17 protein-coding genes are annotated in these 22,523 nt (G+C 67.6%); 14 read left to right on the top strand and 3 right to left on the bottom strand.

Annotated features, from left to right (window positions below):
- Positions 1 to 6: 6 nt before the first annotated feature.
- The 4 genes from LMA02_RS27555 to fdhA all read left to right on the top strand — a co-directional run bounded on the left by LMA02_RS27555 (position 7) and on the right by fdhA (position 5,420).
- Positions 7 to 945 (top strand): glycosyltransferase family 2 protein, encoded by a 939-nt coding sequence (locus tag LMA02_RS27555; RefSeq protein WP_228908309.1) that lies wholly within the window; start codon positions 7 to 9, stop codon positions 943 to 945.
- An 8-nt stretch (positions 946 to 953) separates the two neighbouring features.
- Positions 954 to 2,759 (top strand): efflux transporter outer membrane subunit, encoded by a 1,806-nt coding sequence (locus tag LMA02_RS27550; protein WP_228908308.1) that lies wholly within the window; start codon positions 954 to 956, stop codon positions 2,757 to 2,759.
- Complete coding sequence (locus tag LMA02_RS27545) at positions 2,759 to 3,949, top strand: HlyD family efflux transporter periplasmic adaptor subunit (RefSeq protein ID WP_228908307.1); 1,191 nt, start codon at positions 2,759 to 2,761, stop codon at positions 3,947 to 3,949. The genes LMA02_RS27550 and LMA02_RS27545 overlap by 1 nt, the downstream gene beginning before the upstream one ends.
- Before the next feature lie 274 nt (positions 3,950 to 4,223).
- On the top strand, positions 4,224 to 5,420 hold the full coding sequence (fdhA, locus tag LMA02_RS27540) for a formaldehyde dehydrogenase, glutathione-independent (protein ID WP_006755768.1): 1,197 nt from the start codon (positions 4,224 to 4,226) through the stop codon (positions 5,418 to 5,420).
- A 78-nt stretch (positions 5,421 to 5,498) separates the two neighbouring features.
- Here the strand turns inward: fdhA and LMA02_RS27535 are convergent, their stop codons facing one another.
- The gene (locus LMA02_RS27535; protein WP_228908306.1) at positions 5,499 to 6,326 is read right to left on the bottom strand and encodes an ATP-dependent serine protease; all 828 of its coding nucleotides are present in this window, start codon (positions 6,324 to 6,326) and stop codon (positions 5,499 to 5,501) included.
- A 7-nt stretch (positions 6,327 to 6,333) separates the two neighbouring features.
- Positions 6,334 to 7,752 carry a PLP-dependent aminotransferase family protein gene (locus tag LMA02_RS27530; RefSeq protein WP_228908305.1) on the bottom strand — a complete coding sequence of 473 codons (1,419 nt, stop codon included), beginning with the start codon at positions 7,750 to 7,752 and terminating at the stop codon, positions 6,334 to 6,336.
- Positions 7,753 to 8,038: 286 nt separating this feature from the next.
- On the opposite strand from LMA02_RS27530, the gene LMA02_RS27525 reads away from it, so the two are divergent.
- Positions 8,039 to 9,451 (top strand): discoidin domain-containing protein, encoded by a 1,413-nt coding sequence (locus LMA02_RS27525; protein ID WP_228908304.1) that lies wholly within the window; start codon positions 8,039 to 8,041, stop codon positions 9,449 to 9,451.
- 57 nt (positions 9,452 to 9,508) lie between these two features.
- On the opposite strand, the gene LMA02_RS27520 is transcribed toward LMA02_RS27525, so the two are convergent.
- Entirely contained in the window at positions 9,509 to 10,534 is a 1,026-nt protein-coding gene (locus LMA02_RS27520; protein WP_228908303.1) for a GlxA family transcriptional regulator, read from the bottom strand.
- A 448-nt stretch (positions 10,535 to 10,982) separates the two neighbouring features.
- On the opposite strand from LMA02_RS27520, the gene LMA02_RS27515 reads away from it, so the two are divergent.
- From LMA02_RS27515 to LMA02_RS27475, 9 genes are all read left to right on the top strand, one after another.
- A complete protein-coding gene (locus tag LMA02_RS27515) occupies positions 10,983 to 12,257 on the top strand; it encodes a serine hydroxymethyltransferase (RefSeq protein ID WP_228908302.1) in 1,275 nt (424 codons plus the stop codon).
- A gap of 43 nt (positions 12,258 to 12,300) precedes the next feature.
- On the top strand, positions 12,301 to 13,272 hold the full coding sequence (locus LMA02_RS27510) for a dipeptidase (RefSeq protein WP_006756079.1): 972 nt from the start codon (positions 12,301 to 12,303) through the stop codon (positions 13,270 to 13,272).
- Positions 13,273 to 13,405: 133 nt separating this feature from the next.
- A complete protein-coding gene (locus LMA02_RS27505; protein ID WP_175726595.1) occupies positions 13,406 to 13,939 on the top strand; it encodes a DUF5943 domain-containing protein in 534 nt (177 codons plus the stop codon).
- A gap of 74 nt (positions 13,940 to 14,013) precedes the next feature.
- On the top strand, positions 14,014 to 16,077 hold the full coding sequence (locus tag LMA02_RS27500; protein ID WP_228908301.1) for an NADH:flavin oxidoreductase: 2,064 nt from the start codon (positions 14,014 to 14,016) through the stop codon (positions 16,075 to 16,077).
- A 2-nt stretch (positions 16,078 to 16,079) separates the two neighbouring features.
- The gene (locus LMA02_RS27495; RefSeq protein WP_228908300.1) at positions 16,080 to 18,005 is read left to right on the top strand and encodes a (Fe-S)-binding protein; all 1,926 of its coding nucleotides are present in this window, start codon (positions 16,080 to 16,082) and stop codon (positions 18,003 to 18,005) included.
- 4 nt (positions 18,006 to 18,009) lie between these two features.
- Positions 18,010 to 19,179, top strand: a complete 1,170-nt coding sequence (locus tag LMA02_RS27490) for an electron transfer flavoprotein subunit alpha/FixB family protein (RefSeq protein ID WP_228908299.1) — start codon at positions 18,010 to 18,012, stop codon at positions 19,177 to 19,179.
- Positions 19,176 to 19,961, top strand: coding sequence for an electron transfer flavoprotein subunit beta/FixA family protein (locus LMA02_RS27485; protein WP_228908298.1), 786 nt, complete (start codon positions 19,176 to 19,178; stop codon positions 19,959 to 19,961). The genes LMA02_RS27490 and LMA02_RS27485 overlap by 4 nt, the downstream gene beginning before the upstream one ends.
- Before the next feature lie 53 nt (positions 19,962 to 20,014).
- Entirely contained in the window at positions 20,015 to 21,256 is a 1,242-nt protein-coding gene (locus LMA02_RS27480; RefSeq protein ID WP_228908297.1) for an aromatic ring-hydroxylating oxygenase subunit alpha, read from the top strand.
- A 112-nt stretch (positions 21,257 to 21,368) separates the two neighbouring features.
- Entirely contained in the window at positions 21,369 to 22,517 is a 1,149-nt protein-coding gene (locus LMA02_RS27475; protein WP_228908296.1) for a hybrid-cluster NAD(P)-dependent oxidoreductase, read from the top strand.
- The last annotated feature ends 6 nt before the right edge of the window (positions 22,518 to 22,523 follow it).

Here is a 22,523-nt window from a genome sequence, read left to right as displayed (position 1 = left end):
AGGGGCATGACGACACTCGGCGCACTCGTGATCCTGTATCACCCGACCGACGCGCAGCTCGCGGCGCTCGGCGCGTGGCGGCACGCGTGCGACGCGCTGCTCGTCGTCGACAACACGCCGCAGCCCGATGCGCGCGCCCGCGCGCTGTGCGCGCGCGACGGCATCGCGCTGCTGCATCACGGCAACCACGGCGGGATCGCCGGCGCGTACAACGCCGGGCTCGCGGCGCTGTTTCAGCGGAACATCGATGCCGTTGCGTTGTTCGATCAGGATTCGTCGGTGCCGGCCGGTTACTTCGCGACGATGCGCGACGCGTGCGCGCGGCTCGCGGGGCGTGCATTCCTCGCCGGCCCGCGCATCTTCGACGAGAACGCGCGCAGCTTCCTGCCCGAACTCGCGACGAACGGGATCTCGCTGCGCCGGCTGCGCCTCGCGCCCGACGCGCCGCTGCAGCGCTGCGCGTTCCTGATCTCGTCGGGCTGCGTCGTGTCGCGCGCCGCGTTCGACCTGCTCGGCCGCTTCGACGAGACGCTGTTCATCGATCACGTCGACACCGAGTACAGCTTCCGCGCGCTCGCGCGCAACGTGCCGCTCTATGTCGTGCCGTCGCTGGTGCTGCCGCACCGGATCGGCGCGAAGCAGCGGCATGCATTCGGCCCTTTTGAAATGACGTCGATGAATCACTCGTGGCAACGGCGCTACTACAGCGCGCGCAATGCGGTGCAGCTCGGGATGCAGTACGGGCTGCGCTTTCCGGTGGCGATCGTGCCGAACCTGCTGACCGTGTGGCAGGTCGTGCAGATCGCGCTCGTCGAGCGCGACAAGCGCGACAAGCTCGCCGGCATCCTGTTCGGCATCGCGGACGGCCTGCTCGGCCGGCTTGGTCCGCTCGAGCGCACGCGGCCGCGTCTGGCCGCCCGCGCGCAGCGCGTCCAGCAGGGTTGAGGGAAGCGATGGAACGCATCACGAAAGCGGCGCGACCGGCGCGCGGCGGGCAGGGCGGCTGGACGATGCTCGCGGCGGCCGCGCTGCTGGCGCTGGGCGGTTGCGTGCCGTCGGGGTTCCTGCCGTCGCTGTCGCTGCGGGCACCGGCCGGCGACGCGCTGGCGCACACCGCGGGCCCCGGCGTGGACGGCGCGTGGCCCGCACCCGACTGGGTGAAGCAACTGCAGGATCCGCAGCTCGACGAACTGGTGACGGAGGCGTCGCGGAACAATCCCGACCTGCAGGTCGCGCAGGCGCGGCTGCGGATCGCGCAGGCGCAGCTTCGGCAATTCGATTCGCTGACCGGGCTGACCGGCACGGCCGGCGCGACGGTCAGCCGCGCGCGGATGCCGAAGCCGGGCGACGTCGCCGACGTGTCCGTCGGCGGCTATCGCGTGCCGGTCGAGATCTTCGGCGATCCGGTCGTGTCGCCGTCGTCGGTATTCGTCGGGCTGAACTACCAGCTCGACCTGTGGGGCAAGAACCGCGCGGCGACGAAGAGCCTGATGTCGCTGCGCGACGCGACCGGCGTCGAGGCCGAGCAGGTTCGGCTCACGCTCGCGGTCGCGATCGTCACCGTGTATTGCCAGCTCGACCAGGCGTACGCGGTGCGCGACCTGCTGCAGCAGAAGCTGAAGATCAGCCAGCGCGTGACGGCCGTGCTGCGCGAGCGCACCGCGCGCGGCCTCGACAACGCGTACGACGCGAGCGACGCGTCGATCAAGCGCAGCCGCCTGCTCGAACAGATGGCGCTGAACGACGAGCAGATCAAGCTCGCGCAATTGCAGCTCGGCGTGCTGTCCGGTCGCGGGCCCGAGCGTGGGCTCTCGCTGCAGCGGCCGCGCGTCGGCGCCTTCCCCGGCGGCGCGCTGCCCGCGCGGCTGCCGGCCGACCTGCTCGGCCGCCGGCCCGACATCGTCGCCGCGCGCCTGAGGGTCGAAGCCGCGTTCGCGAATGCCGATTCCACGCGCGCGCAGTTCTATCCGGACGTGAACCTCGTCGCGCTCGGCGGCGTGTTCGCGCTGACGCCCGCGTCGCTGTTCTCGCGCGACGCGATCGCCGGCTCCGTCGGCCCGGCGATCTCGCTGCCGGTGTTCGATCGCGGCCGGCTGAAGGCGAAGCTCGGCGCGGACGTCGCGCAGGCGGACGTCGCGATCGGGCTGTACAACAAGACCGTCGACGACGCGCTCGGGCAGGTCGCGCAGATCGTCACGTCGCTGCAGACCGCACAGATGCTCGTCGCACAGCAGCAGGACGCCGTCGCCGCCGCGCAGAAGATCGTGCAGATCGCGGCCGACCGCCATCGCCGCGGCGTGCTGATGCAGAAGGACGTCGATGTCGCGGACCTCACGCTGATCGACGAGCGCGCGCAGCTGATCGCGCTGCTCGGGCGGCAGCGGACGCTGCGCGTCGGGCTGGTCGGCGCGCTCGGCGGTGGGTTCGATGCGAGCGCGGCGATGGCGTCGGCATCGACGTCGCCGGTCGCGACACGTACCGCGCAAGGCGCGCGGCCGAAGCGCGGCGCGATGGCGAACGCGGCGGCGCGCAACGCGACGAACGCCGGCACGGAAGCACGTCGCGCGGCCACGTTCGTCAATGGCGCCGCGCCAATCGACCCGCCGGCGGCGATCGTGACGCCGCGCAGTGCGACGGCCGATAGCGCCAGCGTGAGCACTGGCACGCGCAGCGCGGTACCCATCGTCTCGGCCGACCCGCGCGTAAGCGCGATCCCGCTGTTCCAGCATGACCGCCTGATCGTTACGCAAAGCGACTGATGCACCACGACAACCTACATACCGCCGCACAGCCGGCCGCACTGAACGATCCGGCACTCGACGCGCGCCGGGCGACCCGCCGCAAGCGCTTCACGCTGTTCTTCGCGGTCGTGCTGCTGGCCGCGATCGTGTGGATCGCGTTCTGGCTGCTGCACGACCGCTATGACGAGGACACCGACGACGCGTACGTCGCGGGCAGCATCGTGCAGGTCGCCGCGCAGATCCCGGGCGCCGTGACCGACGTGCTGGTCGCCGATACGCAGGCCGTGCGCGCCGGGCAGACGCTCGTGCGGCTCGACGACACCGAAGCGTCCGTCGCATTCGCGCAGGCGAAGGCGCAGCTCGTGCAGGCCGTGCGGCAGGTCGCGAACGCGAAGATCTCGAACACGATGTATGTGGAAGCCGTGAACGCGCGCCAGGCCGACCTGTCGCTCGCGCAGCGCGCGCTCGCCGCGCGTTCGGGCGCATCGGTCGAGATCGTCGCGGCGGAGGAACTGGCGCGCGCCCGCGCGGCGGTCGCCGGCGCCCAGGCGAACCTCGCGGCCGCGCAGGCGCAGCTCGAAGCGGCGCGGGCGCTCGGCAGCAAGCTGCCGGTCGACGAAAGCCCGGCCGTCGTGCAGGCGGCCGCGCAGTTCAGGCTCGCGTACCGGAACCTGAAGCGCACGACGATCGTCGCGCCGGTCGACGGCACGGTCGGCCAGCGTTCGGTGCAGGTCGGCCAGCAGGTCGGGCCCGGCGTGCCGCTGATGTCGATCGTGCAGCTGAACCGGCTGTGGATCGAAGCGAACTTCAAGGAAGGGCAGATTCGCCACATGCGCATCGGCCAGCCGGTCGACGTGGTGTCGGACCTGTACGGCTCGCGGGTCGTCTATCGCGGCCGCGTGCAGGGCTTCTCGGCCGGCACCGGCAGTGCGTTCTCGATGCTGCCGTCGCAGAACGCGGCCGGCAACTGGATCAAGGTCGTGCAGCGGGTGCCGGTCGTGATCGCGATCGATCCCCGCGACCTGGCCGCGCATCCGCTCAGGGTCGGGTTGTCGATGCGCGCCACCGTCGATACGCGCAACCGCGACGGCCATGCGCTCGACAGCGAGCCGCCGACGCCGGCCGTCAGCACGCGCATGCACGACGGCGTCGCGAGCGACGCGCAAGCGGCTGCCGCCGCGATCATCCGCGAGAACCAGGGCGGATAACGCGCGCCCGGCCGGCGGGGCGGGCCGCCCCGATCACTTGAACCGGCCGGCCTTTGCGGCCCGCGCGTGCCACGTCTTCCACGGTACTGCCTTCCGGCCGCTTTCCGGCCCGACTTTCGCGTTTGCGCCATCGATGTCGGCACCGATCAAACGCATGTCGGGTTTGAGACATCGGCGCCCCCGCCTCCGGGACTACTCTCGAACAGCACGTTGCGTAAGCGCCGCACCCGCCGGCGCACCGCGGCGCCATCCAACGAGACATGGAGACAATACGATGAGCAGCAATCGAGGTGTCGTCTATCTTGGGCCGGGCAAGGTCGAAGTACAGAAGATCGATTATCCGAAAATGGTCGATCCGACCGGCCGCGCGATCGGCCACGGTGTGATCCTGAAAGTGGTGAGCACGAACATCTGCGGTTCCGACCAGCACATGGTGCGCGGCCGCACGACCGCCCCGGTCGGCCTCGTGCTCGGTCACGAGATCACCGGCGAAGTGGTCGAGGTGGGCCGCGACGTCGAGACGCTGAAGCTCGGCGATCTCGTGTCGGTGCCGTTCAACGTCGCGTGCGGACGCTGCGCGATGTGCAAGGACACGCATACGGGCGTGTGCCTGAACGTGAACCCGTCGCGTGCCGGCGGCGCATACGGCTACGTCGACATGGGCGGCTGGATCGGCGGCCAGGCCGAGTACGTGCTCGTGCCGTACGCGGACTTCAACCTGCTGAAATTCCCGGACCGCGATCAGGCGATGGCGAAGATTCGCGACCTGACCTGCCTGTCCGACATTCTGCCGACCGGTTATCACGGCGCGGTGAGCGCGGGCGTGAAGCCGGGCTCGACGGTCTATATCGCGGGCGCGGGCCCGGTCGGGATGGCGGCGGCCGCGTCGGCGCGCCTGCTGGGCGCGGCAGTGACCATCGTCGGCGACATGAACGAGGAACGCCTCGCGCACGCGCGGGCGATGGGCTTCGAGACGGTCGACCTGTCGAAGGACGCGTCGCTCGGCGAGCAGATCGAGCAGATCCTCGGCGTGCCGGAAATCGACTGCGCGGTCGACTGCGTCGGCTTCGAGGCGCACGGCCACGGTTCGTCGGGCCATTCCGAGGAAGCGCCCGCGACGGTGCTGAACTCGCTGATGGAAATCACGCGTCCGGCCGGCGCGATCGGTATCCCCGGCCTGTACGTGACGGACGATCCGGGTGCGAAGGACAAGGCCGCGCAGCACGGCAGCCTGAGCATCCGCTTCGGCCTCGGCTGGGCGAAGTCGCACTCGTTCTTCACGGGCCAGACGCCGGTGCTGAAGTACAACCGCAACCTGATGCAGGCGATCCTGTTCGACCGTCTGCCGATCGCGAAGATCGTCAACGTCGAGGTGATCTCGCTCGACCAGGCGCCGGAAGGCTACAAGAAGTTCGACGGCGGCGCGCCGCGCAAATTCGTGATCGATCCGCACGGTTTGCTGGCGGCCTGACGCACGAACCAGGAAGAGCATGAAGCGGGCGGCACCGGAGACGGTGCCGCCCGTTGTCGCTGTGGGCGTGCGGCGCGCTCAGTGTCCGCGATAGACCCCGGCCAATTGGATTTCGGTCGCCGCGGCGCGGCGCCCGTGGCGTGTATGCACACTCACGCGATGGATCGCATGCGTGCGTCGGGCCGCGACGCCTTTCCAGTCGGCGACGCGGACGCCGTTGCGCGCGTGTTGTGGCTCGCGAACCGGTGGCGTGTGCCGCGCGAGTGTCGTGGTCGCGCGTGCGGTGGAGCGCGCGGCCGCGCGCGGCGGGTCGGCCGCGATCTGCGTGTCGTCGGCCGCGACCAGCGTCTCGTTGGCCGCAACCCGCGTCTCGGCCGCAGCCGGCGTATCGTCTGGCCGATGAAACGCATAGACGGGCGCGGGCACGACCGGCAACGTCGGGGCATCGGCCCCATGCGCGCTCGCGTCGATCGTCGTCGCACCCGGCGCAGCAGCCGGGCTGCGACAGACGGGATCCGCCCGGCATGTCCGGTCGAACGTCACATAGCCGCCGACCATCAGCACGACGGTCAGGATGCTCATCAGCGGCGCGCTCGACGCGCGCGGCCGCCGGATCGCGGCGCTGCGCACCGCGGCCGCGACGCGCGACGACCACGCGGGGACCGGCGGCGGCGTGTCGTGCGGGGGCGGGGCCTGCCCGGCCTGCGCATCGCCGCGCCGGTCGCGCAGCGGCGTGAACGGCCAGTCCCCTACACCGCAGACGGGGCACTGCTCGCTGGCGCGAAACGCCAGGAAGCCGCATTCCCGGCAGCGCTGGCTGACGGCACCGTGCGGCTCGGCACGCAGGTTCAGTGCGCCGCGCAGCGTGTCGCGGGTCCGCACTTTCCGGTTGGGCAGGACTTGCATGGTGTTGCTACCTCGTCTGTCGTTGCCGTCCGGCGAGCGTCCCGATGGTTCGCATCGCGTCCTCGACGGCAGGGGTCCAGGGCCGGCCATAGTTCAGCCGGACATAACGGTGAAATGCGCCCGTCACGGAAAAGATCGGCCCGGGCGCGAGGCTGACGCCGTTCTCCATCGCTTCGTCGAACAACTGCATCGCGTCCACGTGAGGCGGCAATTCGATCCACAGGAAATACCCGCCGCGCGGTGCGTACACCTCCGTGTCGGGCGGAAAGTACGCGCGAACGGCGGCCAGCATCTGCGCCTGGTGCGCGGCCAGGTTGCGCCGGAGCCGGCGCAGGAAGCGGTCGTACGCGCCGTTGCGCAGGTAGCTCGATACGGCCATCTGCGCGGGCACGTCGGCGGCCGGCGCGCTCGCGTTCTTCACGTGCCTGATCTGTTCCACATAGCGTCCGGCCGCGACCCAGCCGACCCGGAACCCGGGGGCGAGGCACTTCGAGAACGACCCGCAATGCAGCACCAGCCCGCTATCGTCGTACAGCTTCGCCGGGCGCGTGGGCGCCGGGCCGAAATGCAGTTCGCCGAACACGTCGTCCTCGATCAGCGGCACCTGGTGCGACGCGAGCAGGTCGATCAGTGCGCGCTTGCGCTCGTCCGACAGCGTCGCGCCGGTCGGGTTGTGGAACGAGGTCATGAACCAGCACGCGCGCACCGGATGCGTGTCCAGCGCATCGGCGAGTGCGTCGAGATCGAGGCCGGTGCGCGGGTCGACCGGGATTTCGATGGCCTTCAGATGCAGCCGCTGCACGGCCTGCAGCGCCGCGGGGAAGGCCGGGCGTTCGATCGCGACGAGGTCGCCGGGGCGCGTGAGCGCCTGCAGGCTCAACGTCAGCGCTTCGGCCGCGCCGGTCGTGATGACGATCTCTTCCATCGGCAATGACGCGCCCGCGTTCAGGTAGCGCAGCGCGATCTGGCGGCGCAGCGCTTCGTGGCCGGGCGGCAGTCCCGCCAGCAGTTTCGCGCGGTCCATGTTGCGGGCTGCCGTCGCCGCGTAGCGCCACAGGCTGCTCATCGGAAACAGCGAATAGCTGGCGAATGCCGAGCCCAGCGGCACGATGTCGTCGCGCTTGAGCGAGTCCATCAAGCGGAACAGCGTGTCGCCGCCGGTCGGCGACGCGCCCGGCTTGCGTGGCGTGTCCTGGCCGGTGCGCACCCGCTTGTCGTCGAGATTCGCCACGAAATACCCGGAACGCGCGCGCGCGACGATCAGGCCCTCGCTTTCGAGCGTGTAGTACGCGCGAAACACGGTGGAAGGACTTACACGATAGGCGCGGCACGCCGAGCGCACGGTCGGGATACGGGCGCCGGCCGCGAGGTCGCCACGCCTGATCGAGTCCGCAATCGTCTGCGCGAGCGCCGCATATCGCTTCATGCCCGGCCTCCGGCCGACCGCGGCCGTCGATGAAAAAAGAGTAGCACGCCATCCGCCGCGTTCAATCCCGCCCCAATCGCTGATCCGCATATTGCTGATCCGCATGTTTTCGGCCGACTCTGATCCTTTTCTTCAGACCAGTGAACAGGCATTCTCCGCAAGCTTTATTCCCGAAGCCTGGTCAATACGGAGTTCAAGCTGCCCGAAGGGCGGATCCGTGACCCCCCGCGCACCGCGTGCGGGACCTTGTCTACGGCGTCCTCACCCTTATCCGGAAGCATTCAGCGTGAAATCCAAGTTCCTCGTCGCGGGCCTCGTGGCCGGCATCGCCCTCGACCTGTTCAGCGGCGCCGCCGTGGCGGCCTGCGTCAACAATCCGCCGGCTCAGTCCACCGCGTCGTTTCCCGGCGCACTGACCGGCAAGCTCGTCTATCACAGCTACGTCAAGTACGGTGACGGCACGAGCCAACTGTTTTTGTACGACTTTTCCGCCCGCACGCTCACGCAACTGAGCAAGAGCAGCTGGGGCATCACCGATCCGATGAACGGCGTGTTCAGCCCCGACGGCAAGTGGCTCGCGTTCATGGGACTCAGCAACGGCGCGTGGAACGTGTTCATGCTGCAGCTCGGCGCCGGCACGCCGCCCGTCAACCTGACGAACAGCACCGGCGCGACGCGCAACGAGGATCCGAAGTTCGCCACCGACGGCAAGACGCTCGTGTTCAAGCAGAACGGCGACGTGAAGCAGGGCACGCTGTCGTACACGAGCGCGGGCCCGGTGTTCACGTCGGTCGTGAGCCTGACGAACGCGCCGGCCGGCGCCGAATACTCGATGCCGTTCCTCGCGCCGGACGCGAGCGCCGTGTACTACGCGACGGGCACCGGCTCGAACATGGGGCTGATGAAGCGCACGCTCGCGACCGGCGCCACGGCGGTATTCGATCATCCGGCCGGGCTGCAGACCTACTACCCGATCGTGCGCGGCGACGGCATGGTGTTCTATGCACGCTGGAAGGACACCGGCGGCGCCGACCAGATCTATGTGAAGACCGCGGACCCGGCGTCGACGCCGAGCGCGCTGCCGATCAACGACTGCATGAGCAACAACTCGGACCCGGCACCGGTGAGCGGCACGAACTACGTGTTCTTCTCGTCGACGACGGCGGGCGGCTACCAGATCTACGTGGGTGACGTGACGACCGGCCAGCGCTGGAGCCTGTCGCAATTCGGCGTGAACGCGGATACGACCAAGGCGAAGCTCGGCGCGAGCTACTACGGCGGCCCGGGGGCCGCGCAGCCGACGCTGCTGTCGCAAGGACGTCCGGCCGCCGCGTCGGCGAGCTACAACGCGTCGCTGACGCCGGACAAGGCATTCGACGGCAACACGACGAGCACGCGCTGGGATTCGCCGGAAGGCGCAGGCGTCGGTACGGAATGGATCTCCGTCGATCTCGGTGCGGTGAAGAAGGTCAGCAGCGTCGATCTCTACTGGGACGCGGGTGCGCTCGTCTACCAGATCCAGACGTCGAACGACAACGCGAACTGGACGACGGTCTACTCGACGAACAACGGCGTGTCGTACGGTCACGTTACGCTGCCGAACCTCAACGCGCAGGGCCGCTACGTGCGGATGCTCGGTACGAAGCGCGCGACGCAGTGGGGTTACTCGCTCGATGAAATGCAGGTGTGGGGATCGTAAGCGCAAATGAAAAGCGGCCTTGAAGGCCGCTTTTTTTTTATTCGCGCCATGCCCACTTCACATATGAACCAAATGAGCCGGAAAAGCCGCCCCGCCGCCCGTCACACCCTGCGCGAGCGGTGCGACCTGCTTGCGACGCTCGCGCGTCGGCGCGACGCCGAACGCGTCGCGATAGCTCTTGCTGAAGTGGCATGCCGACTGGAAGCCGCACGCCATCGTGATGTGCATGATCGACATGTCGGTCTGCAGCAGCAGCTCGCGCGCGCGGCGTAGCCGCAGCGTCAGGTAATAGTGCGTGGGCGTCATCCCGAGGTGCTCGCGGAACAGGCGCTGCAGCTGACGCTGCGACATGTTCGCCAGCCGCGCGAGCTCCTCGCGCGACAGCGGCTCCTCGATGTTGTTCTCCATCAGCGAGATCACTTCGAACAGCGACTTGTTTGCCGAGCCGAGCCGCGCGACGAGCGGCATCCGCTGTTGCGCGCTCGTGTCGCGCACGTGTTCGACGATGAACTGTTCGGCGATCTGCGTGACGCGCGCGGTGCCCACGCGCGCGGCGATCAGATTCAGCATCATGTCGAGCGGCGCGACGCCGCCCGTGCACGTGATGCGGTCGCGGTCGACCACGAACAGTTCCTTCAGGAAGCGCGTGTCCGGAAACTCTTCCTTCAGCGCCGACATGTTTTCCCAATGGATCGCGCACGCGTAGCCCGCGAGCAGCCCCGACTTCGCGAGTGCATAGGTGCCCGTGCACAGGCTGCCGAGCGGCAGCCCCATGCGCGCGAAGCGGCGCAGCGTCGACAGATGGGCGGGCGTCGTCGCGCGCTGCACGTCCACGCCGCCGCACACGAAGACGATGTCCGGCTGCCCCACGCATTCGGCCGGCCCCGTGTCGACCGTGAGTCCGTTGCTCGCCGTGACCGGGCCGCCTTCCGGGCTGATCACCGACCAGCGGTAGAGCGGTTGTCCGCTCAGGTAGTTCGCCATCCGAAGCACCTCGATCGCATTGGTGAACGCGATCATCGTGAAATTCGGCAAAGGCATGAACGCGAAGTGGGACAGCGACGCTGTGCGGTCGGGCGACATGGGGAGCGTTCCTTGAATCTCTAATAGCTTTTCGCCCGAAGGGCACGGATCGGGCTGCCGTATTGTGTGAGCGAGCGCAACAAGCGTGCCATACGGCTAAACCCTAGCTCCATACGTTGTATGGGCGTGCGGTCGATGCTGCACTGCACCGTAACCGGGCCGCGCTGCACCCGGATGCACGGCGCAGGCACCGGCGAAGTGCCTGTTCATAGGCGAACGGCCAACGGCGGTGCGATGGCTTATCCCGAAAAGCACGACCGGTCACTTGTACAAAACGGACGCGCATGGCGGAAAAGGCAAAGAACGCGTCTAAATTCATCAATCCGCCGAAAATCCGAACGACAAGAATAGAGCCGTCGGCAGCCTTGCACTGGATGCGCTGGAAACCCAGGTTTGGCGGGCCTCGAGCTTCGGTTTCACGCCCTTTATTCTTCGTCACGGACGCACTATGTCGAACACCCAGCCTTTCTTCTCGCAGCCCCTTGCCGAGCGCGACGCGCCGGTGCGCAGCGCCATCCTGAAGGAGCTCGAGCGCCAGCAGTCGCAGGTCGAGCTCATCGCGTCGGAAAACATCGTGTCGCGTGCGGTGCTGGAGGCGCAGGGTTCGGTGTTGACCAACAAGTATGCAGAAGGCTATCCGGGCAAGCGTTACTACGGCGGCTGCGAATTCGCGGACGAAGTCGAGGCGCTGGCGATCGAGCGTGTGAAGCAGATCTTCAACGCCGGCTACGCGAACGTGCAGCCGCACTCCGGCGCGCAGGCGAACGGCTCGGTGATGCTCGCGCTGGCGAAGCCGGGCGACACGGTACTCGGCATGTCGCTGGACGCCGGCGGCCACCTGACGCACGGCGCGAAGCCGGCGCTGTCGGGCAAGTGGTTCAACGCGGTGCAGTACGGCGTGAACCACGACACGATGCGGATCGACTACGACCAGGTTGAAGAACTCGCGCACCAGCACAAGCCGAACCTGATCATCGCCGGCTTCTCGGCGTATCCGCGCGCACTGGACTTCGCACGCTTTCGCGCGATCGCCGACAGCGTCGGCGCGAAGCTGATGGTCGACATGGCGCACATCGCGGGCGTGATCGCCGCCGGCCGCCATGCGAACCCGGTCGAGCACGCGCACGTCGTCACGTCGACCACGCACAAGACGCTGCGCGGCCCGCGCGGCGGCTTCGTGCTGACCAACGACGAAGACATCGCCAAGAAGATCAACTCGGCCGTGTTCCCCGGCCTGCAGGGCGGCCCGCTGATGCACGTGATCGCCGGCAAGGCCGTCGCGTTCGGCGAAGTGCTGCATACGGACTTCAAGACCTACATCGACAACGTGCTCGCGAACGCGCAGGCGCTCGGCGAAGTGCTGAAGGCGGGCGGCGTGGATCTCGTCACCGGCGGCACCGACAACCACCTGCTGCTGGTCGACCTGCGCCCGAAGGGCCTGAAGGGCGCGCCGGTCGAGCAGGCGCTGGAGCGCGCGGGCATCACCTGCAACAAGAACGGCATTCCGTTCGACACCGAGAAGCCGACCGTCACGTCGGGCATCCGCCTGGGCACGCCGGCCGGCACGACGCGCGGCTTCGGCGTCGCGGAGTTCCGCGAGGTCGGCCGCCTGATTCTGGAAGTGTTCGACGCGCTGCGCGCGAACCCGGAAGGCGACCATGCGACCGAACAGCGCGTGCGCCGCGAGATTTTCGCGCTCTGCGAGCGCTTCCCGATTTACTGATCGACGACCCCCACAAAAGCAGAGACTGGAGCGAGAGGCAGATATGAGCACGCTGCATCAGGACAGCATCATCATCGACGGACTGAACATCTCGAAGTTCGAGAAGCCGGTGTTCGAAGACATGCGCCGTGGCGGCATCACGGCCGCGAACTGCACGGTATCGGTGTGGGAGAACTTCACCAAGACCGTCGACAACATCGGCGTGATGAAGCAGAAGATCCGCGAGAACGGCGAGCTGCTGACGCTCGTGCGCACCACGGACGACATCTTCCGCGCGAAGAAGGAAGGCAAGACCGGGATCATTCTCGGCTTCCAGAACGCGCACGCGTTCGAGGACAACCTCGGCTACATCGAGGCGTTCGCCGACATGGGCGTGCGCGTCGTGCAGCTTTGCTACAACACGCAGAACCTGGTCGGCACCGGCTGCTACGAGCGCGACGGCGGCCTGTCGGACTTCGGCCGCGAAGTGATCACCGAGATGAACCGCGTCGGCATCATGGTCGACCTGTCGCATGTGGGCGGCAACACGTCGTCGGAAGCGATCGCGTTCTCGAAGAAGCCGGTGTGCTACTCGCACTGCCTGCCGTCGGGCCTGAAGGAACATCCGCGCAACAAGAGCGATGCGCAGCTGAAGGAAATCGCCGACGCCGGCGGCTTCGTCGGCGTGACGATGTTCGCGCCGTTCCTGAAGCGCGGGATCGAGGCGAACATCGACGACTACATCGAGGCGATCGACTATGTCGTGAACCTGATCGGCGAAGACGCGGTCGGCATCGGCACGGACTTCACGCAGGATTTCGCGAAGGAATTCTTCGACATGCTGACGCATGACAAGGGCCGCTATCGCCAGCTGACGAACTTCGGCAAGGTGATCAACCCGGACGGCATCCGCACGATCGGCGAATTCCCGAACCTGACCGCGGCGATGGAACGCCACGGCTGGAAGGAGTCGCGCATCCGCAAGATCATGGGCGAGAACTGGGTACGCGTGTTCAAGGACGTGTGGGGCGCGTAAGCGTCCGCCCGCCCGAACCGCCACCCGCGATTCAACACTAGAAAAATCGGGACGTGCCCGTGCAAGCCGCGCGGGCACGCGGACGATGTCGCGCCCGAGCCGCGCGGCCAATTTTCCTCACGGAGTCACCACGATGCAACCGCAACTGCCGATCAACGTCGATCCCGATACCGGCGTCTGGACCACCGACGCGCTGCCGATGCTGTACGTGCCGCGCCACTTCTTCACGAACAATCACGTCGCCGTCGAGGAAGCGCTCGGCGTCGAAGCGTATGCCGAGATCCTCTACAAGGCCGGCTACAAGTCCGCATACCACTGGTGCGACAAGGAAGCGAAGCTGCACGGGCTGACCGGCATGGCCGTGTTCGAGCACTACCTGAAGCGCCTGTCGCAACGCGGCTGGGGCTTGTTCTCGATCATCGAGGCGGATCCGGCCAGCGCGCGCGCGAAGATCGAGCTGCGCCACTCGTCGTTCGTGCTCCAGCAGCCGGGCAAGGAAGGCAAGCTCTGCTACATGTTCGCGGGCTGGTTCGCCGGCGCGATGGACTGGGTCAACGACACGACGCCGGAAGGCAAGGGCGCGCCGCGTGCGCAGTCGAAGGAAGTGCAGTGTGCGGCCGAGCATCACGACCACTGCGTCTTCGAAGTGTCGCCGCTCGCGCACTGATGCGCTGACGATCCGACACAGCAACACAACAACACCCGCAACACGAGACATTCGAACGCCAGAGGTCGCCTGCGATGCGTTATCCCCACCTGTTCAAACCCATGCAGCTGAACCAGTTGACGCTGCGCAACCGGATCGTCAGCACCGCCCACGCGGAGGTGTATGCCGAGCCGGGCGGCCTGCCGGGCGACCGCTACATCCGTTACTACGAAGAGAAGGCGAAGGGTGGCGTCGGCCTCGCGATCTGCGGCGGCTCGAGCCCCGTGTCGATCGACAGCCCGCAGGGCTGGTGGAAGTCGGTGAACCTGTCGAACGACAAGATCATCGACCCGCTCACGCGCCTGGCCGACACCATGCACAAGCATGGCGCGAAGATCATGATCCAGGCGACGCACATGGGCCGCCGCTCGTCGTTCCACGGCGAACACTGGCCGCACCTGATGTCGCCGTCGGGCGTGCGCGAGCCGGTACACCGCGGCAACGCGAAGATCATCGAGATCGAGGAAATCCGCCGCATCATCGGCGACTTCGCGGCGGCGGCAAAGCGCGTGAAGGCGGCCGGCATGGACGGCATCGAAATCTCCGCCGCGCACCAGCACCTGATCGACCAGTTCTGGAGCAAGCGTTCGAACCACCGCACCGATGAATGGGGCGGCAGCCTCGAGAACCGCCTGCGCTTCGGCATCGAAGTGCTGACGGCCGTGCGCGAGGCGGTGGGCAAGGACTTCTGCGTCGGCCTGCGGATGTGCGGCGACGAATTCCATGAGGACGGCCTCGATCACGAAGCGCTGAAGGAAATCGCGCAGGCGATGTCGGAGACGGGCCTGATCGACTACCTGAGCGTGGTTGGCTCGGGCGGCGATACGCACAACACGATCGCCAACTGCATGCCGCCGATGGCGCTGCCGCCGGAGCCGTTCGTGCACCTCGCCGCCGGCATCAAGTCGGTGGTGAAGATCCCCGTGATGCACGCGCAGAGCATCCGCGACGCGGGCCAGGCCGAACGCCTGCTCGCGAACGGCATGATCGACCTGGTCGGCATGACGCGCGCGCAGATCGCGGATCCGCACATGGTGATCAAGATCCGCGATGGCCGCGAAGACGAAATCAAGCAGTGCGTCGGCGCGAACTACTGCATCGACCGCCAGTACAACGGCCTCGACGTGCTCTGCATCCAGAACGCCGCGACGTCGCGCGAAGAGACGATGCCGCACATCATCGAGAAGTCGCGCGGCCCGAAGCGCAAGGTGGTGGTGGTCGGCGCGGGCCCCGCGGGGCTCGAGGCCGCACGCGTCGCGAAGCTGCGCGGCCACGACGTGGTGCTGTTCGAGAAGAACGCCGAAGTGGGCGGCCAGGTGATGATCGCCGCGAAGGCGCCGCAGCGCGAACAGATGTCGGGGATCATCCGCTGGTTCGACATGGAAACCAAGCGCCTGGGCGTCGATCGCCGCCTTGGCGTCGCCGCCGACGAGAAGATGATCATGGCCGAGAAGCCGGACATCGTCGTGCTCGCCACGGGCGGTTCGAGCTTCACGTGGCAGGTGCCGGGCTGGGGCGTGGCCGAGGGCCTGGCCGTCAGCTCGTGGGACATCCTGAACGGCAAGGTCGAGCCGAAGCAGAACGTGCTGCTGTTCGACGGCGTGAGCACCCATGCGGGCGCGGGCGTCGCCGACTTCATGGCGAGCCGCGGCTCGAAGGTCGAGGTCGTCACGCCCGACGTGAAGGTGGCCGACGATTGCGGCGGCACGACGTTCCCGATCTTCTATCGCCGCCTGTATGCGCTCGGCGTGATCCCGACGCCGAACACCATGCTCGATCGCGTGTACGAAGAGGACGGCAAGACGATCGCCGTGCTGCGCAACGAGTACACCGAAGAACTGGAAGAGCGCGCGGTCGACCAGGTGGTGATCGAGAACGGTTCGTCGCCGAACGACGAGCTGTACTGGAAGCTCAAGCCGGAGTCGGTGAACCGCGGCCAGATCGATCCGCACACGCTGTTCGCGGCCGAGCCGCAGCCGTGCCTGTCGGAAGAGCTCGGCAACGGCCGCTTCCTGCTGTTCCGTGTCGGCGACTGCATCTCGATGCACAACGTCCACGGCGCGATCTATGACTCGCTGCGTCTCGTGAAGGATTTCTGAAAATGAATCCGTCCTTCCTCATTACCGCACTGTTGTGGCTGTCGGTGGCGGGGCTCGCGTTCGCGGTCGCGAAGCGCTCGTCCTACTGGCGTCTCGGCCGGGCCACGGCGCCCGGCTCGTTCGGCGTCGCGAACCTGTTCGCGATCCCGAAGCGCTACTTCGTCGACCTGCACCACGTGGTCGCCCGCGACCCGTACATCGCGAAGACCCACGTCGCGACCGCCGGCGGCGCGATCGGTGCGCTCGCGCTCGTGTTCGTCAACTACGGCCTCGCGATCTACTCGCCGTGGCTCGACAAGCTGATCTTCCTCGCGGCCCTCGCGATGCTCGTCGGCGTGGTGTTCGTCTGGCGCCGCCGCGCGGCCAAGAACGTGCCGGCCCGCCTGTCGCGCGGCCCGTGGAACGCGCTGCCCTGGCTGCTCGGCTCGTTCGCGCTCGGCCTCGTGCTGTTCATGGTCGTGCCGACCGGTGCGATGTCGGGGGCGTTCGCGGTGCTCTGCGCGCTGCTGATCGGCGCCGGCGCATTCACGATGACGATCGGCGCCGCGAAGGGCGGCCCGATGAAGCATGCGATCGCCGGCCTGCTGCACCTCGCGTTCCACCCGCGCCAGGAGCGTTTCGCGGCCACTCGTGACTCGTTCACGGGCAACGGCACGGCAACGCCGCCGACCGCACTGAAGCTGCCGGATATCGAGCACGAGGAATACGGCGTCGCGAAGCCGGTCGAATTCCGCTGGAACCAGCTGCTGAGCTTCGACGCGTGCGTGCAGTGCGGCAAGTGCGAGGCCGCGTGCCCCGCGTTCGCCGCGGGCCAGCCGCTGAACCCGAAGAAACTGATCCAGGATCTCGTCGTCGGGATGGCGGGCGGCACCGATGCGGCTTACGCGGGCAGCCCGACCCCGGGCCTCGCGGTCGGCCAGCATCGCGGCGAGCCGAACGGCCCGATCGTGTCCGGCCTGATCGAGGAACAGACGCTGTGGTCGTGCACGACCTGCCGCGCATGCGTGCAGGAATGCCCGATGCTGATCGAGCACGTCGACGCGATCGTCGACATGCGCCGCAACCGCACGCTGGTGCACGGCACGGTGCCGGGCAAGGGCCAGGAAGTGCTCGCGAACCTGCGCGAGACCGGCACGATGGGCGGTTACGACGCGGCCGCGCGTTACGACTGGTCGGTCGACCTGAACGCACCCGTCGCGCAACCGGGCAAGCCGGTCGACGTGCTGTTCGTCGCGGGCGAAGGCGCGTTCGACATGCGTTACCAGCGCACGCTGCGCGCGTTCGTGAAGGTGCTGAACAAGGCAGGCGTCGACTACGCGGTGCTCGGCGGGACCGAGACCGATACCGGCGACGTAGCACGGCGCCTCGGCGACGAAGCGACGTTCCAGCGGATGGCCAAGCGCCTGATCGGCACGCTCGGCACGCTGTCGTACAAGCAGATCGTGACGGCCGACCCGCACGTGATGCACAGCCTGCGCAACGAATACCGCGCGCTCGGGCTGCGCGTGACGGTCAAGCATCACACGACCTACCTCGCGGAGCTGGCCGACAGCGGCAAGATCGTGCCGAAGGCCGTCGAAGCGCTGCGCGAGAAGCGCACCACGTATCACGATCCGTGCTACCTCGGCCGCTACAACGGCGAGACGGAATCGCCGCGCAAGCTGCTCAAGACGATCGGCATCCAGGTCGTCGAAATGGAGCGCAACGGCATGCGCGGCCGCTGCTGCGGCGGTGGCGGCGGTGCGCCGCTGACCGACATCCCCGGCAAGCAGCGTATTCCCGACATCCGCATCGCCGACGCGCGCGCCATCGGCGCGGACGTGGTCGCGGTCGGTTGCCCGAACTGCACGGCGATGCTCGAAGGCGTCGTGGGCCCGCGCCCCGACGTGCTCGACGTGGCCGAACTCGTTGCCGCCTCGCTGGAGTGAATCGATGAACACGATCAAACGAATCGATCCGCGCCGGCCGTTCATCATCACGGCCGCGGGCCTGAAGCGCATCACGCTCGGCCAGGAAGGCAGCGCCGATGCGAGCGCCGCGCAGTGGTCCGCTCACGGTCATGGCGCCGCGGCCGCGAAGCCGCGCCGCGCGGTGCAGGACCCGAAGCACGTGATGCTGGTGGTGGCGCACACCGAGCGCGGCGCGCTCGACGAACATTCGCGCCAGGCGATCGCCGCCGCCGCGGTGCTGGCCGACGCCCAGACGGAAGTCGCGCTGCTGGCGTTCGGCGAACTGAAGGATGACGCCGCGGAACTCGGTGTCGACAAGCTGATCGAGCTGGCCGACTTCGACCGCCGCGCATTCGCGCCCGAAAGCGAATTGCAAGCGTTGCAGGCCTGTGCCGCGGCGCTCGCGCCGAAGCACGTGTTCGTGCCCGACAACGCGACCGGCGACGGCGATCTCGGCCGGCGTTACGCGGCGGCCGCCGGCGCGAGCGTCGCGACCCACGTGGTCGAGATCGACGCGAAGCATGTCGGCGCGTATGCGCAGGCCGGCCGTGCGTTCGCGACGCGCGGCTTGCCCGACGTGATCCTGCTCGCGCAGAACGCGGTCGACGCGAAGCTGCCGTTCGTCGGCGCCGGCGATCGCCTGGCCGCCGACTTCATCCGCCCGGCCGGCGACACGGCGCAGCCGTACCGCGATCTCGGCCTCGAGGAAATCGACGCCGCGCAGGTCGCGCTGGAGGAAGCCGACTTCATCGTGTCGGCCGGTAACGGCGTGTCCGACATCGGCGCGTTCGAGCGGCTCGCCGGCGCGTTCGGCGCGGCGATCGGCGCGAGCCGCGTCGCGGTCGACAACGGTCACTTCACGCGCGACAAGCAGGTGGGCGCGACCGGCAAGACGGTCGAGGCCAGCGTGTACATCGCGTTCGGCATCTCGGGCGCGGTGCAGCATCTGCAGGGGATCAAGGACTGCCGTCACGTGATCGCGGTCAACCTCGACGGCAGTGCGCCGATCGCCAAGCGCGCGAACCTGACGGTGGTGGGCGACGCGCAGGCGACCATCGCCGCGCTGATCGACGAGGTGCAGGCCGCGCGTGCGTCGCGCGGACAATCGCCGACCGCGGTCGGCGCCCGTGAATCCGAAGGAGTCGCAGCATGAACGCCCCTCGCCAGTTGCAACGCATCGCGGTGCTCGTGTCCGTGGGCCGGCACCCGGTCAGCGGCACCGCGCGCTACAGCCGCAACGACGCGGCCGCGCTCGAGGTCGGCCGCCAGCTCGCGGAGAAACATCGGGCCCAGCTCGACGTGATCCATGCGGGCGATCCCGCCAATGAAGCACTTGCTGAATACCTTGCGCTCGGCGCGCGGCAGGTCGAGGTGCTGGCCTGCCGTGACGGCGACGATGCCGCGCAGGCGCTGGCCGCCCGCGTCGAAGGTTACGACCTCGTGCTGACCGGCACCCGTGCCGAGGGCGCGTACGACACCGGCATGCTGCCGTATCGCGTCGCCGCGACGCTCGGCTATCCGCTCGTCGGCTCGGCCGTCGACGTGACGGTCGACGGCGGCCGCGCGGCGGTCCGGCAATTCTTGCCGAAAGGGCTGCGGCGGCGCGTCGACGCGGCGCTGCCGGCCGTCGTCGCGGTGCATCCGCTCGCCAACGTGGAGCCGCGCTACGCGTATGCGCGGCTGCGGGCCGGCGCGATCCGCCCGGCACTCACGGCGACCGGCGCGGACGCCGAAGCGGCCGCGTGGAAGGTCGGCGCGATCGAGCGTAAACCCGTAAAACTGGTCGCCGCCGAGAAGCGCTCCGGGCATGCGCGGATGCTGTCCGCGACGACGACCGAAAGCCGCGGCGGCAACGTCGTAAATGAAGGGAGTTCAGTCGAAAAAGCACAAGTGATACTCGCGTATTTGCGCGAGCATCAGCTCATCGACTACTGATTTTGATGCCTGTCGGCAAGAACCCCAGGGATGCAAGGAATCCGGAGCAAACGATGAAAGTATCGGCAGACATTCGTGCACTGATCGAGCGACGCAAGGAAGGCCACAGCCTCGACGCGCCGTTCTATACGAGCGAGGAAATCTTCGCCCTCGACATGGAGGCGATTTTCCGCCAGCACTGGATCCAGGTAGCGGTCGAACCGGATATTCCCGAGCCGGGCGACTACGTGACCGTGGAACTGGGCAGCGACTCGATCCTGATCGTGCGCGACGACGACATGGAAATTCGCGCGTTCCACAACGTGTGCCGTCACCGCGGCGCGCGTCTGTGCAACGAGGACAAAGGCTCGGTCGGCAACATCGTGTGCCCGTACCACAGCTGGACCTACAACCTGACCGGCCAGCTGATGTTCGCCGAGCACATGGGCGAGAAGTTCGACCGCTGCAAGCACAGCCTGAAGTCGGTGCACGTGCAGAACCTCGCGGGGCTGATCTTCGTCTGCCTCGCCGAGGAGCCGCCGGTCGATTTCGCGCAGCTGCGCGCCGAGATGGAGCCGTACCTGCTGCCGCACGATCTGCCGAACACGAAGATCGCCGCTCAGGTCGACATCATCGAGGAAGGCAACTGGAAGCTCACGATGGAGAACAACCGCGAGTGCTATCACTGCGTCGCGAACCATCCGGAGCTGACGATTTCGCTGTACGAATACGGCTTCGGCTACCAGCGCTCCGACGCGAACGCCGAAGGCATGGACGCATTCGCTGAAACCTGCGTGCGCCGCGGCAAGGAGTGGGCAGAGATGGGCCTGCCGTCCGCCGAAATCGAAAAGCTGGACGACGTGACGGGCTTCCGCACGCAGCGCCTGCCGCTCGACCGCCACGGCGAATCGCAGACGCTCGACGCGAAGGTCGCGTCGAAGAAGCTGCTCGGCAAGTTCGAGCAGGCAGACCTCGGCGGCCTGTCGTTCTGGACGCAGCCGAACTCGTGGCACCACTTCATGAGCGATCACATCGTGACGTTCTCGGTGATTCCGCTGTCGGCCGGCAAGACGCTCGTGCGCACCAAGTGGCTCGTGCACAAGGATGCGAAGGAAGGCATCGACTACGACGTGAAGAACCTGACGGCCGTGTGGAACGCGACCAACGACCAGGATCGCGCGCTCGTCGAATTCTCGCAGCGTGGCGCGACCAGCAGTGCGTACGAACCGGGCCCGTATTCGCCGTTCACGGAAGGTCTCGTCGAAAAATTCTCGGCCTGGTACATCGGCCGGCTCGCCGAAAAAACCGGCGCGTAGTAGTCAGCGGACAGCAAGCGGAGTCAATGATGAAACAACCCCAACGCTCACTTTGCTCGCTGCCCCCCGAGGGGGCGGTCAACCTCCTTGGGGCGGCCCGGCGGAGGTTGGCATGATGCGAGATGCGGCCAATTTCGAGCCGGCGGAAAGCCGGGTGACGCACCCGGCGTTCTGGACCGCGCTTCCGGAGCGCTGGACGAGCGACGTCGAGGAAACGCTGGTGTGCTGCCAGGTTCGGCAGGAAACCCATGACGTGAAGAGCTTCTTCTTCCGTTCGCCGCAAGGCCGTGCGTTTTCGTTCGAGCCGGGGCAGTTCATCACGCTCGAGCTCGACATCGAGGGCGAGACGATCAACCGGTGCTACACGATCTCGTCGTCGCCGGCGCGTCCGCACACGATCTCGATCACGGTCAAGCGCGTGCCGGGCGGCAAGGTGTCGAACTGGCTGCACGACAACCTGCGCCCGGGCGCGTCGGTTCGCGTGCTCGGTCCGGCCGGCGAATTCACGTGCGCACGGCATCCGGCGCGCAAGTACCTGTTCCTGTCGGCCGGCTCAGGGGTCACGCCGCTGATGTCGATGAGCCGCGCGCACCATGATCTCGCCGAGGATCGCGACATCCTGTTCGTGCACAGCGCACGCACGCCGGACGACATCATCTTCGCGCGCGAGCTCGACCTGATCGCGTCGAACCATACGAACTTCCGCACGTCGTTCGTCGTCGAGCGCGTCGGCGCACGCACCAACTGGCCGGGCGTCACGGGCTTCCTGACGTTGCCGCTGCTGAAGCTGATCGCACCGGACTTCATGGAGCGCGAGATCTTCACGTGCGGCCCCGCGCCGTACATGAAGGCCGTGCGCGACCTGCTCGACGAAGCCGGCTTCGACCACAAGCAGTATCACGAGGAAAGCTTCTCGTTCGAAACGCTCGCGCAGACCGCGAGCGACGAGGTGCTCGCCGAACTCGTGCCGTTGGCCGACGGCGCCGACGTCGCGACGAAGCAGTACACGGTCAGCTTTGCGAAGAGCAACCGCGAAATCTCGTGCGGCTCCGAGCAGCACGTGCTCGATGCGGCACGCCAGTCGGGCGTGCGGCTTCCGGCGTCGTGCACGCAGGGCATGTGCGGCACCTGCAAGGTGAAGCTCGTGTCGGGGCAGGTCGAGATGAAGCATAACGGCGGCATCCGCCAGCGCGAGATCGACCAGGGGATGGTGCTGCTGTGCTGCAGCAAGCCGCTGTCGGATCTCGTGATCGACAAATAAGCAAAC

This window comes from Burkholderia sp. B21-005 (assembly GCF_020843965.1).
Classification (GTDB): domain Bacteria; phylum Pseudomonadota; class Gammaproteobacteria; order Burkholderiales; family Burkholderiaceae; genus Burkholderia; species Burkholderia ambifaria.
This window is presented reverse-complemented; position numbering and strand designations above follow the sequence as displayed.